This window comes from Micromonospora sp. NPDC093277, assembly GCF_044765245.1.
Taxonomy (GTDB): Bacteria; Actinomycetota; Actinomycetes; order Mycobacteriales; family Micromonosporaceae; genus Micromonospora.
In genome coordinates this window covers 196,540-209,618 of the sequence record NZ_JBIWJO010000003.1, presented here as the reverse complement: position 1 = coordinate 209,618, position 13,079 = coordinate 196,540, and the positions used below count along the sequence as shown (strand labels likewise).

The window sequence follows — 13,079 nt, the reverse complement described above, 5'->3', positions numbered from 1 at the left end:
ACGGAGAAATGTGCCGTGATCACCGCGATCGTGCTGATCGACTGTGCCACCGATTCCATCCCCGAGGTGGCCGAAACCCTGGCCAACCTGCCCGGCGTCAGCGAGGTCTACTCGGTGGCCGGTCACGTCGACCTGATCGCCATGGTCCGGGTCCGCGAGTTCGAGCAGATCGCCCAGGTCATCGCCGGCAGCATCTCCAAGGTGCCCGGCGTGATCAACACCGAGTCGCACATCGCCTTCCGGGCGTACTCCCAGCACGACCTGGAGGAGGCGTTCGCGATCGGGCTGGCCAACGCCGACTGATCCCGGCGGGTACGCGTGACGGCCGGCCCATCCCCCCTGGGACGGACCGGCCACCAGCGGTCGTACGGGTCAGCTCTCGCTCGGCGCCGGGGTCTCCTCCGTGGTGCCCGGAGCCGGCGTCTCGGTGGTGCCCGGAGCCGGCGACTCGGTGCCACCCGGAGCCGGCGACTCGGTGCCGCCCGGAGCGGAGGTACCGCCCGGGCCGGGCGTGCCGCTGGCGCTGGTCTGCGGCACCGGGATGCCCAGGGTCTCGGCCAGCGACGTCAGGGCGTCCAGGTGCGCCTGGAGCACCGGCAGCGCGTCCTGGGCGAGCGTGATCACCGACTGCTCGGAACCCTGCGAGATCTGGGTCTGGGTGGCCTGGATGGCCTGGACGTGGCCGTTCAGCTCGGCGGTCACCCACGCCTTGTCGAAGTCAGCCCCGCTGAGGCCGTTCAGCTGGTTGAGGACGTTCTGCTGGTCCGCGGTCGGGCTGTTCGGCAACTGGACGTTCAACTGCTGCGCGGTGGACTTCACCGAGTCGTCCAGCTGGGTGTGGTCCGTCACGAACTGCTTGCCCAGGTCCTTCACCTGCGCGTTCTGACCCTTCTGCTGGGCCAGGTTGCCCGAGGCGATCTCGAAGAGGTTGACCTGGTGCAGTGCCTGCAGGTACTGGGTGTCCTGCGTCGACGGCTGTGCCGCGGCCTGCGCCGCCGCGGCCGGCGCCAACCCGACCACCACCATGGTGGCCAGGAGTCCGAGGCGTTTGATACCCAACATCTTTCCCCCCCTTTTTCGTTGGACCGCACGGATACCCGGCTGACCGGGGTTATTCCTGCGAATCCACCCGTCCGGGTCAGGGGGTGGCGGGGCAGCGGAGCGGAAGCACCGGGCACGTGGTGTGCGGGACGGGACGGACGGCGCGGAAACGGCCGCGGCGCCCGCCGGGAAGCCGGCGGGCGCCACGATCTGTGCTACTGGGTCAGCTGATCAGCGACGGCTCTCGCCGCTGCCGATCTCCTCGCGCTCCGGTCGGGGCTCGACCGGCGGGTGTCCCGGCGAGACCGGTGCCTCGACCGGCTTCTCGATCGGGTAGAAGAAGCCCCGGACCGCCGGGCCGAGGGCACCGAGCCGGTTCATCTTCTTCGGGACGACCCAGCCGGCGTACTCCAGCCCGTCGTGGCCCTCGGCCGCACTGAGCGGCTGGTGGACCTCGACGAACCGGCCGTCCGGCAGCCGCTTGATGATGCCGGTCTCCACGCCGTGGGCCAGCACCTCCCGGTCGTGCTGCTGCAGACCGAGGCAGATGCGGTGGGTGACGTAGTAGGCCAGCGGCGGGAGGATCAGCAGGCCGACCCGGCCCGCCCAGGTCATCGCGTTCAGGCTGATGTGGAACTTGTCGGCGATGACATCGTTGGCGCCCGAGAGGGTCAGCACGACGAAGAATGTCAGGGCCATCGCGCCCACCCCGGTCCGGGCCGGGACGTCCCGCGGCCGCTGGAGCAGGTTGTGGTGGCGATAGTCCTTGAGGCGGCGCGCCTCCAGGAACGGATACATCGTCGACAGGCCCACCAGGATGCCGGGAAGCACGACCGTCGGCCAGAACAGCGGCGGGATGACGTACCCGTCACCGATCGGGATGCTGATCTCCCAGCCCGGCATGAGGCGGGTCGAGCCGTCGAGGAACATGACGTACCAGTCGGGCTGGCTGGCCGCGGAGACCACCCACGCCTCGTACGGGCCGAAGTACCAGATCGGGTTGATCTGGAACAGGCCGGCCATCACCGCGATCACGCCGAAGACGACCAGGAAGAAGCCGGCCTGCTTGATCGCGTAGCGCGGGAACATCCGCTCGCCGACCACGTTGTCGTTGGTCCGGCCGGGGCCGGGCCACTGGGTGTGCTTCTGCTTGAAGACCAGGCCCAGGTGGACGCTGATCAGCGCCACCAGCAAGGCCGGGACGAGCAGCACGTGGGCGATGAAGAACCGGCTGATGATGATGGTGCCCGGGAACTCCCCGCCGAAGATCGACGAGCTGACCCAGGAGCCGATCACCGGAATCGACAGGATGATGCCGGAGGCGATCCGCAGACCGGTGCCCGACAGGCCGTCGTCCGGCAGCGAGTAGCCGGTGAAGCCGGCCAGGAAGCCCACCCAGAACAGCAGCGAGCCGATGATCCAGTTCGTCTCGCGCGGCTTGCGGAACGCGCCGGTGAAGAAGACGCGGAGCATGTGCACCACGATGGCGGCCATGAACAGCAGCGCCGACCAGTGGTGCATCTGCCGCATGATCAGACCACCCCGGACATCGAACGAGATGTCCAGGCTGGAGGCGTACGCGGCCGACATCGGGGTGCCCCGCAGCGGCGCGTAGCTGCCGTTGTAGGTCACCTCGGTCATCGACGGCTCGAAGAAGAAGGTCAGGTAGACGCCGGTCAGCAGCAGCACGACGAACGAGAAGAGCGCGATCTCGCCGAGCAGGAAGGACCAGTGGTCGGGGAAGACCTTGTTCAGCAGCTTGCGCAGCGGGGTGGCCGCCGAGAACCGGTCGTCCAGCGCGCCGGCGGTTCGGGCCGGCACCGCGGCTACGTCAAACTTTCGGCGCTTCATGGCCGCTCCCAGAAGTCGGGGCCGATGGTTTCGGTGTAGTCGGACTTCGCCACGAAGAAGCCCTCCGCGTCCACCTCCAGCGGCAGCTGCGGCAGCCGCCGGTTCGCCGGGCCGAAGACCGGCTTGGCGTTGTCGGTGATGAGGAACTGCGACTGGTGGCAGGGGCAGAGCAGCCGGTTGGTCTGCTGCTCGTAGAGGCTCGCCGGGCAACCGGCGTGCGTGCAGATCTTGGAGAACGCCGCGAAGTTGCCCCACATGTAGTCGCCGTGCCCGACCCGGGCGTTGGCCGCGCGCGACTCCGCCGCGTCACCGTCCCGCAGGTGGATCAGCAGGGTCGGCGAGTCGGCGTACTTGTTGCTGACACCACCGTCGACGCCCGGGAAGACGGTGAGCTGACCACCGACGCTGACGTCGGCCGGGCGAATCGGCCGGCCGTCCTCACGGATCAGCCGGATCTTCTTCCCGTCCGCCGGCTTGAACCCGGTGGTGAACATCTGGTTGTTCTTGTGCGGGTTCTCGATCAGGCCGCCGATCAGCGGCGCCGCGGCCACCAGGCCGACCGGCGCGAGACCGGCCATCAGCGAGGCGCCGAGCAGCGGCCGGCGCCGGACGCCCAGCTCGTCGGCCATGTAGAGCATGGTCTCGCCGGTGATCCGGCGGTCTTCCGAAGAGCTCGGCTGGTCGTGCCGGTCCTGGATCGAGACCTCCTTCGGCAGCAGCTTCTTGCCCCAGGTGAGGATGCCGAAGCCGACGCCGAGCAGCGCGATGCCGAGGGTCACGCCGAGCAGCGGGGTGTACCAGTTGTCACCGCCGCGGCCCGGCTCCCACTGCCACGGCCACCAGATGTAGACGACCAGGAACGCGGTGGCGGCCAGGCCGGTCAGCAGGAAGAACGCGGCGACCGTACGGGTCAGCCGGCGTTCCGCCTTGCTGCCCGGGACCACCTGCGGCTCGTAGTGGACGATCTCGATGTCGTCCCGGCGCGCGCCCTCCTGGACGATGTCGAACCGGGACAGCCCCGGGTCGTCCATGTCGAGCGGCTCCCGGCCCTGCGGCGCCTGGTGCGTATGGGTGCTCATGCCGCCACCTCGCTACGCTCGGTGCCGGCATGAGGCACCACGGCGCTGTACTGACTATTCGCTCGCTGACGCTCGCTCATGCCGCCACCTCGCTACGGGCGGCGCCGGGGGTCGACGCCGCAGCACTGAAACGAATGGTTCGCTCGGTCACGACTTGCCCGCAATCCACAGGCTCGCGAAGACCAGCGCGACGATGCCGACCAGGAAGGCCGCCAGGCCCTCGGTCGACGGGCCGTACCGGCCCAGGTTGAGACCACCCTGGTCCTGGTCGGTCTTCAGGGTCTCCTGGATGTAGGCGATGATGTCCGCCTTCTCCTGCGGGGAGATCTGGTTGTCGCCGAACACCGGCATGTTCTGCGGGCCGCTCAGCATGGCGGCGTAGATCTGCCGGTCGCTGGCCGGGTGGAGGCTCGGCGCGTACTTGCCGGAGGAGAGGGCACCACCGCCACCGCCGAAGGCGTGGCACTGCGAGCAGTTGATCCGGAACAGCTCGCCACCGGTGGCCAGGTTTGCGTTCTGGCGCAGGTTGTTGCCCGCGGGAACCTCCGGGCCGCCGCCGAGCTCCTGGATGTACTGGCCGAGCTGGCGCACCTGCTCGTCGGTGAACGACGGCGGCTTGCGCATGGCCTGGGCTTCCTGCCGGGCCATCGGCATCCGACCGCTGCCGACCTGGAACTCGACCGCGGCCGAACCGACACCGATCAGGCTCGGACCACGCTCGTTGACGCCCTGCGCGTTGCGGCCGTGACAGCTCACACAGCTCACGTCGAACAGCGCCTTGCCCTCGTTGGCGGCGGCGCTCAGGGGCGGCGTGTCCTGCGCCTGCACGCCGGGGGCGAAGACGGTGTATGCGCCGCCGGCCAGCATCAGCGCGGCGGCCAGCCGGACCGCGGCACCCAGCCGGCGGCGGCCCCTGCTGCGCGCTACGGGCCGCCCGCGCAACCGCGCGAGCAGACCGCGTCGGCGGTCGTTGTCAGAAGTCATGACCTGTGTCCTTAACCGGTTGGACCTTGTCTCAGGGGACGGAGCAGCGGCGCGGTACGTGACGCGCCAAGATCACTGGAGCCAGTAGATCATGGCGTACAGCCCGATCCACACGACGTCGACGAAGTGCCAGTAGTACGACACGACGATGGCCGACGTCGCCTGCGCCGGGGTGAACCGGCCCATGGTGGTGCGGACCATGAAGATGATGAAGGCGATCAGACCGCCGGTCACGTGCAGACCGTGGAAGCCGGTGGTCAGGTAGAACATCGACCCGTACCCGTCCGCGTTGATCTTGACGCCCTCGTGCACCAGGTTGCGGTACTCGTTCGCCTGGCCGAGCACGAAGATCAGGCCCATCACGAAGGTGATCGTGAACCACCGGCGGAGGGCGTGGACGTCACCCTTCTCGGCCGCGAAGACACCGAGCTGGCAGGTCACCGAGGACAACACCAGGATCACCGTGAAGGTGGTCGCGTAGGGGATGTTGAGGATCTCGGTGTGCTTCTCCCACTGCTCCGGCGCTGCCGCGCGGATCGAGAAGTACATCGCGAACAGCGCCGCGAAGAACATGAGTTCGCTGGAGAGCCACACGATCGTCCCGACGCTGACCATGTTGGGCCGCGTCAGGGAATGGATCCGGCTCTTGTCAATGGCTGGGGCCGCAGTCACGCGGTCATTATTGCCCTTGACCGGGACCGACGATCAGCGGGGTGGCAATCCTGCGCCGGTAGTGGCCCGATCGGGGTCGTCCGCTTCGCCTGACCTACCCTGAAAAGCGTGCTGCACGCCGATCCGATCTTCACCGCCATCACGGTCGCTCCGTCGCCCGTCGCTCCGGAGATCCTGGCGGCGGGAGGTACGACTGTCCCGCCGCCCTTCACCGTCGCCCGGATCCTCACCGAGACCCAGCTGAACAGCTGGCTCACCCTCGGGCTGCTGCTCGCAGCCGGCCTCTACCTGTACGGCGTGTACCGGCTGCGGCTGCGCGGCGACCGCTGGCCGGTGATCCGGACGGTGTGCTTCCTCGTTCCCGGTCTGGGCGGCATCGCGGCGGTCACGCTCAGCGGGCTGGGCGCGTACGACACCACGCTGCTGTCGGTGCACATGGTGCAGCACATGGTGCTGTCCATGGTCGCGCCGATCTTCCTGGCGCTGGGCGCCCCGGTGACGCTCGCCCTGCGCACCCTCCCGGTGCGGCCCCGCAAGCGGCTGCTGGCGATCGTGCACAGCCGGATCGTCCGGATCTACAGCTTCCCGCTGGTCGCGTTCGCCATCTTCGTGGTGAACCCGTTCGCGCTGTACTTCACCGACCTCTACCACTACACGCTGCAGCACGAATGGGCGCACGAGCTGGTGCACGCCCACTTCATCGCGACCGGCTGCGTCTTCTTCTGGCCGCTGCTCGGCCTGGACCCGCTGCCCGGCCGCTGGCCGTACCCGGCCCGGGCGCTGCTGATGTTGCTCTCGGTGCCGTTCCACACCGTGCTCGGGCTCACGATCATGCAGAGCACCACCCTGTTCGGCGGCGACTGGTACCCGTCGCTGCAACTGGCCTGGTCGGACCCGAAGAACGACCAGGTGGTGGCCGGCGGCGTGCTCTGGGCCGGCGGAGAGTTCGTCAGCGTCACCATGCTGGCCGTGCTCGTCGTCCAGTGGATCAAACAGTCCGAGCGCGAGGCCCGCCGGTTGGACCGCGAACTGGACCGCCAGGAGGCTCTCGAGCGGGCCGCGCAGGCCGCCGGTTGAGCTCCCCGCGGGGGTACGCCAGGCCGGGCCGTCCACCGGCTGTGACGCCCGCTACGATCAGCGGGCAGCTACGAAGTGGGAGTGCCGGAATGAGTGAGCGTCTTTACACCGTCCTGCTCTACAGCGACGATCCGAAGGTCCGCGACCGGATGCGACTCGCGGTCGGTACCCGGCCCGCGCCCGGGCTCGAGATCGAGTTCGTCGAGGCCTCCGACTACGCCGAGTGCGTCCGGCTCGTCGACGACTACGAGATCGATCTGCTCCTGCTCGACGGCGAGGCGACCCCGGGCGGCGGCATCGGCATCGCCCGCCAGATCAAGGACGACCGGGACGACGCCCCGCCGACCTGCGTGGTGCTCGCCCGCGCCGCCGACCGCTGGCTGGCCGCGTACGCCGAGGTCGACGCCACGCTGGCCCACCCGCTCGACCCGGTGACCACCGGCACCACCGTCGCCGACCTGCTGCGGCGTACGCACGCCACGGCCTGAGCCGGCCCACTCGGCGCCACGGCAGCGCGGCCGTGGCGCCGACGCTTAGGCCATGATCCGGCCGCCGGGCGGCGCTCGGGACCGGACGAAGGCCGCCACCCCGCATTCCACGCCCCGCTCGGGAGGCCCCCCATGGGCGAACGGACCTGGCCACTGCTGATCAACGCGCTGCTGCGCGGCGAGGAACTCGCCACCGCCGACACCGCCTGGGCGATGGACGAGATCATGACCGGCTCGGCCAGCCCGGCGCAGGTGGCCGGCTTCGCGGTGGCGCTGCGCGCCAAGGGCGAGACCCCGGCCGAGCTGGCCGGCCTGGTGGAGGCGATGCTCGGCCGGTCCGTCGAGGTCGAACTCCCCGACGAGGTACGCGCCACCGCGCTCGACGTGGTCGGTACCGGCGGCGACCTCGCGCACACGGTCAACATCTCCACGATGACCGCGCTGGTGGTGGCCGGGGCCGGCGTGCAGGTGGTCAAGCACGGCAACCGGGCCGCCTCTTCCTCGTGCGGCACCGCCGACCTGTTGGAACACCTCGGCGTACCGCTTGACCTGACGCCCGAGCAGGTGGCCCGGTGCGTGGCGGAAGCCGGCATCGGATTCTGCTTCGCGGCCCGGTTCCACCCGGGGATGCGCCACGCCGGACCGGTCCGCCGAGAGGTCGGCGTACCCACCTTCTTCAACTTCCTCGGCCCGCTGACCAACCCGGCCCGCCCCCGGGCCGGCGCGGTCGGCTGCTTCGACCTGCGGATGGCGCCGGTGATGGCGGCCGTCTTCGCGGCCCGCGGCGACTCCGCGATCGTGATGCGCGGCGAGGACGGGCTGGACGAGTTCACCACCGCCGCACCGACCCGCGTCTGGGTGGCCCAGCAGGGCACCGTCAGGGAGGCGCTGGTGGACGCGACGGAGCTGGGGATACCCCGGGCCACCCTGGCCGATCTGCGCGGTGGGGACGCCACGTACAACGCCGGCGTGGCCCGCCGGCTGCTGGCCGGTGAGACCGGCCCGGTCCGGGACGCGGTGCTGGTGAACACCGCGGCGGCGCTGGCCACCCAGGGCCCGCTCGACGGCGACCTGCACGAGGCGCTGCGGGCCGGCCTGGCCCGGGCGGCCGAGTCGATCGACTCCGGGGCCGCGGCCAGTGTCCTCGACCGGTGGCTCGAGGTCGGCCGCTCCCTCTGACCGGCACGGCCGGTCAGGCGAGAGGAGACACCGTGTCGGACCGCGAGCTCTACTGCGACATCTGCCAGGGCGTCATGCTCTTCGAGACGCCGCCCCCCGTCGACGGGTCGCTGCGTGGCGTCGGACACGGTGAGCCGGAGTGGTCCGAGCTGGCCTGCACCGGCTGCGGCGCGGGGCTGCTGATCGCCGGCTTCGCCGTGCGCGCCCCGCGCCCCGGCCGCCGACCGGCCCGACGCCGCGCCGCCTGACCCCTCCCGCGCCCGCCCGCCGGGCGACGGCACGACGGGACCCGGCAGCTCCAGGTTCGCGCCGCGGCGCTCGGCGCCAGCCGAGCTGAAGCCACCACAGGACGTACACATGAGGCCCGCCTCCCCGATGGGAGGCGGGCCTCACGGTGTGGCCGTCAGCTCAGTGCTCGGCGGTTCGGCGGGTGCCGGAGTAGTACTCGAAGAGCAGGCCGCAGGCGGCGAAGATGACCGCGACCAGGCCCGCGCCCAGCAGCCACATCTGCCAGAAGACCAGCCCCGTGCCGGCGATCGCGGCGGCCAGGGCCAGGCCGAACGGCCAGTAGCTGCCCGGGCTGAAGAAGCCGACCTCGCCCGCGCCGTCGGCGATCTCGCCGTCCGGCCGGTCCTCCGGACGCAGGTCGATACGCCGGGAGATGAACCAGAAGAAGCCGCCGCACATCGAGCAGAGCAGGAACGACAGCAGCAGCGCCACCGTGCCGACCCACTCGATCCGGCCGCTCTCGCCCTGCGTCCAGGCGCCGTAGAGGATGGCGACGCCGAGGAGGAACGTCGCGACGATCAGGAAGATTCGCCACTCGGTCTTCATGCCGGATCCCTCAGCTTCCCGCGCCGGCCGACGCGTCGGACGGGTTGAAGTTGTTCTTGGCGCGCCGGGTGTCGAACGGCTTGGTCTTCTCGGCGTACGGCTCCTTGCCGATCGCCCTGAGCGCGTCCTGCGTCGACTTGCCGGCCTTCTTCTCCGTCAGGAACTGGTCGTACTCCTGCGGCGAGACGACCCGCAGCTCGAAGTTCATGAAGGCGTGGTAGGTGCCGCACAGCTCGGCGCAGCGGCCGACGTACGCGCCCTCCTGGTCGAGGCTGGTGACCTCGAAGACGTTGCGGACGTTGCCCGGCATGACATCGCGCTTGAAGAGCAGCTCCGGCACCCAGAAGGAGTGGATGACGTCGCGGCTGGTCTCCTCGAACCGGATGGACTTGCCGGTGGGCAGGACCAGCACCGGGATGACGTCGCTGGTGCCGAGGACCGAGGCGACGGTCTTGGCGTCGGGGCCCTGGCCGTCGCGGTAGTTGAACTGCCAGTTCCACTTGAAGGCGACGACCTCGACGGTCACGTCGGGGTTCTTCGTGGTCTTGTCCACGCCGGTCTGCACGACCGCCGTGTAGTAGAACAGCACGGAGACCACGAGGATCGGCGCGATGGTGTAGAGGAACTCCATCGGCAGGTTGTAGCGGGTCTGCACCGGCAGCTCGTTGCCGCGCTTCCGGTAGCGGATCACGCACCAGAAGATCAGGCCCCAGACGAAGACGCCGACCGCGAGCGCCGCGATGCAGGACGCGATCCACAGGTCGTACATCCGGTGCGACTGCGGGGTGATGCCGCCCTGCGGCCACCCGAAACCGTCGAACGTCTTGCCGACGTCGCAGCCGGTGAGCAGAACCAGCAGCGCGGCTCCGCCGAGACCGAGCCCGGCGAGCCGACCAGCACCACGCCGCCGGCGTCCACCGGCTCCTGGGGAAGCGCTGTGCCGTACGGCTGACGGCCGTACCTCCGAACTCCTTGCGACCACCTGGTCCTGCCTCCCTAGCGCGCCGCGGTGGCTGTTTCCTCCAGTACCCACGGCAAAGGCGTCACCGACGGTCGCAGATTACTCGACCATGACGGGACAGACCGTCTTGGGGTCACTCTCCGCCCCCATCGGGGCTCCCGCCGAGGGGCGGGCGCGATAGCGTCGGCCCTCGTGAGCGAGCGAACCATCAGGCTCAGTGGCGTGGCGCCTCGCGCCGCCGGGGAGCGAAGCGAGGCGGCGGCGTGAGCACATCCCCGGTATACCTGGACGCGGCCAGCGCCGCCCCGCTGCATCCGGTCGCGCGGCAGGCGCTGCTCGCCGCGCTCGACGACGGCTGGGCCGACCCCGGCAGGCTCTACACCCAGGCCCGCCGGGCCCGCCAGCTGCTCGACGCCGCCCGCGAGGCCGCCGCGCAGGCGCTCGGCGTCCGCGCCGACGAACTCTCCTTCACCCCCAGCGGTACGGCCGCGGCGCACGCCGCCGTGCTGGGTGGCCTGGCCGGGCGGCGCCGGGTCGGGGCGACCCTGGTGCACTCCGCGATCGAGCACTCCGCGGTGCTGCACGCCGCGGAGCGGCACGTGTCCGTCGGCGGCGACGCGGTCTCCGTACCGGTGGACCGGCTCGGCCGGCTGGACCTGGACGCCTGGACGGCGGCGGTGGCCGCCCCGGGGGTGGCCCTGGCGGCCCTGATCGGGGCCAGTCACGAGGTGGGCACGGTGCAGCCGGTGCCGGCGGCGGCCGAGGCGTGCGCCGAGGCGGGGGTGCCGCTGTACGTCGACGCGGCGCAACTGGTCGGCCGGGCGCCGCTGCCGGCCGGCTGGTCGGTGCTGACCGCGAGCGCGCACAAGTGGGGCGGGCCGCCCGGCGTCGGGCTGCTGGTGGTCCGCAAGGGCACCCGCTGGGAGTCGCCGTTCCCCGCCGACGAGCGGGAGTCGGGGCGTACCCCGGGGGTGCTCAACCTGCCGGCGGTGGTGGCCGCGGCGGCGAGCCTGCGCGCGGCGGCGGCCGACGCGGCGGCCGAGACGGCCCGGCTGGCACCGCTGGTGGACCGGATCCGGGCCCGCGTGGCGGCCGAGGTGCCGGACGTGGAGGTGGTCGGCGACCCCGTGGACCGCCTCCCCCACCTGGTCACCTTCTCCTGTCTCTACCTGGACGGCGAGGCGCTGCTGCAGGCGCTGGACCGGCGGGGCTTCGCGGTCTCCTCCGGCTCCTCCTGCACCTCGTCGACGCTGCGGCCGTCGCACGTGCTGGAGGCGATGGGGGTGCTGTCGCACGGCAATGTCCGGGTGTCGCTGCACCGGGACATCACCGAGGCCGACGTGGACCGCTTCCTCGCCGAGCTGCCCGGGATCGTCGCCGACCTGCGCGCCGAGGCGGGGGTCACCGGACTGTGAGCGAGCGAACCATCAGGCTCGGTAGCGTGGCGCCTCGCGCCGCCGGGGAGCGGAGCGAGGCGGTGGCGTGAGCGAGCGGAGCGAGCGAACCATCAGGCTCAGTAGCGTGGCGCCTCGCGCCGCCGGGGAGCGGAGCGAGGCGGCGGCGTGAGCGAACCGGACGAGATCCTGGACTGCCGGGGCCAACGCTGCCCACTGCCGGTGATCAACCTGGCCCGCCGGCTGCCCGAACTACCGGTCGGCGCGGTGGTCCGGGTGCTCGCCGACGACCCGGCCGCCGCCGTCGACATCCCCGCCTGGTGCCGCATGCGCGGCCAGGACTTCGTCGCCGCCCACCCCACCCCCTCCCCCGCCTACGACGTCCGCCGCACCCAGTGACCCCTGCCCCTCCCAGTTGGTCAAGAGGTTTGCGTCGCGAACCGGCGGGCGGCACGACGCAAACCTCTTGATCAACGCTGTGGGTCAACGCGTTGGTCAACGCTGTCGGTCAACGCGGGAGGGCTCAGCCGCAGTGTTCCACCGCGGAGGTGTAGCTGGAGCCGCCGGTGCTGCCGCCCCACTTCACGCAGTCCGGCGAGGAACGGATCACCGGTCCCGCGTAGTACGAGAAGTTGCCGGAGTCCGTCGTTCTCGACGAGCCCTGCGGCTCGAGGAAGGCGGTCGTGGCGGTGGCCGTGCCGACGTTCGCCATCTTCAGGGTGACCACGCAGTTCTGGCTGGTCGAGCCCTTCCACAGCAGGTTGGCGGTGCCGGCCGAACCGAGCTTCGCCGAGTCGATGACCTCGAATCCGCTGCCGCACACCTCGGCCGGGTCGTACGAGGTGGCACAGTTCTTGCTGCTCACCGAGGCGCTCCCGTAGGAGAAGGTGGCGCCGTTGAAGACGGCCTTGATGATGTGCGACTGGGAACGGTCCGGGTAGCGCACCTCGTAGTGCAGGTGCGGGGAGATGTTGTTGCCCGGTTTGCTGGTGTTGCCGACCGCCCCGATCGCCTGGCCCCGCAGAACCGACTGCCCGGCGACCACCGCGCGCTTGTCCAGGTGCGCATAGTACGTGTAGTACCCGCTGCCGTGATTGATCACGATCAGGTTGCCGTACCCGTTGGTGCTGCCCTGGTGCGCGGAGACCTCGACCGTTCCGGCGGCCGCGGCCAGCACGGTGTCACCGAGATCCGCGGTCGCGGTGGAGCCTCGGTTGAAGTCGATCTCCCAGGACACGTGGGCGCTGCTGTTGCTGCTGTTTCCCTGCCACGTCTGCCCGCACGGGAAGGGGAGCTGGAACGCCGGCGCGGCGTGCGCCGGGCTCGCGATCAGCAGGGTCCCCGCGACACCGATGACGAAGGCGCTCACGGCCCGCAGCAGATGACGTATTCGCATCTAGCCGTCCTCTCCCTAGGTACTCTGGATCACCAGCCTGGCCCGGCCCCCTTCAGCCGCACTCCACATTTCCTACAATCGATCAACGTCCGACCGGCTGTCACCACTGGCCCCGCCCGGTCG

Annotated in this window: 15 protein-coding genes; 7 read left to right on the top strand and 8 right to left on the bottom strand. The window is 70.6% G+C overall.

The annotated features are described in order from the left end of the window. The first annotated feature begins 15 nt into the window (after positions 1 to 15). Positions 16 to 303, top strand: a complete 288-nt coding sequence (locus ACIRG9_RS08925; RefSeq protein ID WP_091122500.1) for an Lrp/AsnC family transcriptional regulator — start codon at positions 16 to 18, stop codon at positions 301 to 303. Positions 304 to 372: 69 nt separating this feature from the next. Here the strand turns inward: ACIRG9_RS08925 and ACIRG9_RS08920 are convergent, their stop codons facing one another. From ACIRG9_RS08920 to ACIRG9_RS08900, 5 genes are all read right to left on the bottom strand, one after another. Next, a complete protein-coding gene (locus ACIRG9_RS08920; protein ID WP_402852419.1) occupies positions 373 to 1,062 on the bottom strand; it encodes a DUF4142 domain-containing protein in 690 nt (229 codons plus the stop codon). A 210-nt stretch (positions 1,063 to 1,272) separates the two neighbouring features. After that, the gene (locus ACIRG9_RS08915) at positions 1,273 to 2,892 is read right to left on the bottom strand and encodes a cytochrome b N-terminal domain-containing protein (RefSeq protein ID WP_402852416.1); all 1,620 of its coding nucleotides are present in this window, start codon (positions 2,890 to 2,892) and stop codon (positions 1,273 to 1,275) included. Then, positions 2,889 to 3,971, bottom strand: a complete 1,083-nt coding sequence (locus ACIRG9_RS08910; protein ID WP_402852414.1) for a ubiquinol-cytochrome c reductase iron-sulfur subunit — start codon at positions 3,969 to 3,971, stop codon at positions 2,889 to 2,891. Before ACIRG9_RS08910 ends, ACIRG9_RS08915 begins: the two co-directional genes overlap by 4 nt. A gap of 147 nt (positions 3,972 to 4,118) precedes the next feature. Further along, the gene (locus tag ACIRG9_RS08905) at positions 4,119 to 4,955 is read right to left on the bottom strand and encodes a c-type cytochrome (RefSeq protein ID WP_402852411.1); all 837 of its coding nucleotides are present in this window, start codon (positions 4,953 to 4,955) and stop codon (positions 4,119 to 4,121) included. Positions 4,956 to 5,027: 72 nt separating this feature from the next. Beyond that, entirely contained in the window at positions 5,028 to 5,627 is a 600-nt protein-coding gene (locus tag ACIRG9_RS08900; RefSeq protein WP_402852409.1) for a heme-copper oxidase subunit III, read from the bottom strand. Between the two features lie 108 nt (positions 5,628 to 5,735). Between ACIRG9_RS08900 and ACIRG9_RS08895 the strand changes: the two genes are divergently transcribed. From ACIRG9_RS08895 to ACIRG9_RS08880, 4 genes are all read left to right on the top strand, one after another. Next, a complete protein-coding gene (locus ACIRG9_RS08895) occupies positions 5,736 to 6,704 on the top strand; it encodes a cytochrome c oxidase assembly protein (RefSeq protein ID WP_402852407.1) in 969 nt (322 codons plus the stop codon). An 89-nt stretch (positions 6,705 to 6,793) separates the two neighbouring features. Then, positions 6,794 to 7,192 carry a hypothetical protein gene (locus ACIRG9_RS08890; protein WP_402852404.1) on the top strand — a complete coding sequence of 133 codons (399 nt, stop codon included), beginning with the start codon at positions 6,794 to 6,796 and terminating at the stop codon, positions 7,190 to 7,192. A 132-nt stretch (positions 7,193 to 7,324) separates the two neighbouring features. Further along, positions 7,325 to 8,371, top strand: coding sequence for an anthranilate phosphoribosyltransferase (gene trpD / locus ACIRG9_RS08885; protein WP_402852401.1), 1,047 nt, complete (start codon positions 7,325 to 7,327; stop codon positions 8,369 to 8,371). 32 nt (positions 8,372 to 8,403) lie between these two features. Then, the gene (locus tag ACIRG9_RS08880) at positions 8,404 to 8,619 is read left to right on the top strand and encodes a hypothetical protein (RefSeq protein ID WP_402852398.1); all 216 of its coding nucleotides are present in this window, start codon (positions 8,404 to 8,406) and stop codon (positions 8,617 to 8,619) included. A 160-nt stretch (positions 8,620 to 8,779) separates the two neighbouring features. Here the strand turns inward: ACIRG9_RS08880 and ACIRG9_RS08875 are convergent, their stop codons facing one another. Together ACIRG9_RS08875 and coxB are read right to left on the bottom strand one after the other, a co-directional pair. Beyond that, complete coding sequence (locus ACIRG9_RS08875) at positions 8,780 to 9,205, bottom strand: cytochrome c oxidase subunit 4 (protein ID WP_402852395.1); 426 nt, start codon at positions 9,203 to 9,205, stop codon at positions 8,780 to 8,782. Between the two features lie 10 nt (positions 9,206 to 9,215). Continuing rightward, positions 9,216 to 10,187, bottom strand: coding sequence for a cytochrome c oxidase subunit II (gene coxB, locus ACIRG9_RS08870; RefSeq protein WP_402852392.1), 972 nt, complete (start codon positions 10,185 to 10,187; stop codon positions 9,216 to 9,218). Positions 10,188 to 10,429: 242 nt separating this feature from the next. Here coxB and ACIRG9_RS08865 point away from each other — a divergent pair, with 242 nt between their 5' ends. Both ACIRG9_RS08865 and ACIRG9_RS08860 read left to right on the top strand, forming a co-directional pair. Next, on the top strand, positions 10,430 to 11,581 hold the full coding sequence (locus ACIRG9_RS08865; RefSeq protein ID WP_402852389.1) for a cysteine desulfurase family protein: 1,152 nt from the start codon (positions 10,430 to 10,432) through the stop codon (positions 11,579 to 11,581). Between the two features lie 147 nt (positions 11,582 to 11,728). Further along, positions 11,729 to 11,959: a sulfurtransferase TusA family protein gene (locus ACIRG9_RS08860; RefSeq protein ID WP_402852386.1), complete on the top strand. Its 231-nt coding sequence runs from the start codon at positions 11,729 to 11,731 to the stop codon at positions 11,957 to 11,959. Between the two features lie 124 nt (positions 11,960 to 12,083). On the opposite strand, the gene ACIRG9_RS08855 is transcribed toward ACIRG9_RS08860, so the two are convergent. Then, positions 12,084 to 12,956: a M23 family metallopeptidase gene (locus ACIRG9_RS08855; RefSeq protein ID WP_402852383.1), complete on the bottom strand. Its 873-nt coding sequence runs from the start codon at positions 12,954 to 12,956 to the stop codon at positions 12,084 to 12,086. Positions 12,957 to 13,079: the final 123 nt, after the last annotated feature.

Excerpts from the sequence above, each read along its gene's own strand:
- ACIRG9_RS08890 (WP_402852404.1), top strand. The coding sequence starts at position 6,794 with ATGAGTGAGCGTCTTTACACCGTCCTGCTCTACAGCGACGATCCGAAG.
- ACIRG9_RS08920 (WP_402852419.1), bottom strand. The coding sequence starts at position 1,062 with ATGTTGGGTATCAAACGCCTCGGACTCCTGGCCACCATGGTGGTGGTC.
- ACIRG9_RS08855 (WP_402852383.1), bottom strand. The coding sequence starts at position 12,956 with ATGCGAATACGTCATCTGCTGCGGGCCGTGAGCGCCTTCGTCATCGGT.
- ACIRG9_RS08915 (WP_402852416.1), bottom strand. The coding sequence starts at position 2,892 with ATGAAGCGCCGAAAGTTTGACGTAGCCGCGGTGCCGGCCCGAACCGCC.
- ACIRG9_RS08905 (WP_402852411.1), bottom strand. The coding sequence starts at position 4,955 with ATGACTTCTGACAACGACCGCCGACGCGGTCTGCTCGCGCGGTTGCGC.
- trpD (WP_402852401.1), top strand. The coding sequence starts at position 7,325 with ATGGGCGAACGGACCTGGCCACTGCTGATCAACGCGCTGCTGCGCGGC.
- ACIRG9_RS08910 (WP_402852414.1), bottom strand. The coding sequence starts at position 3,971 with ATGAGCACCCATACGCACCAGGCGCCGCAGGGCCGGGAGCCGCTCGAC.
- ACIRG9_RS08875 (WP_402852395.1), bottom strand. The coding sequence starts at position 9,205 with ATGAAGACCGAGTGGCGAATCTTCCTGATCGTCGCGACGTTCCTCCTC.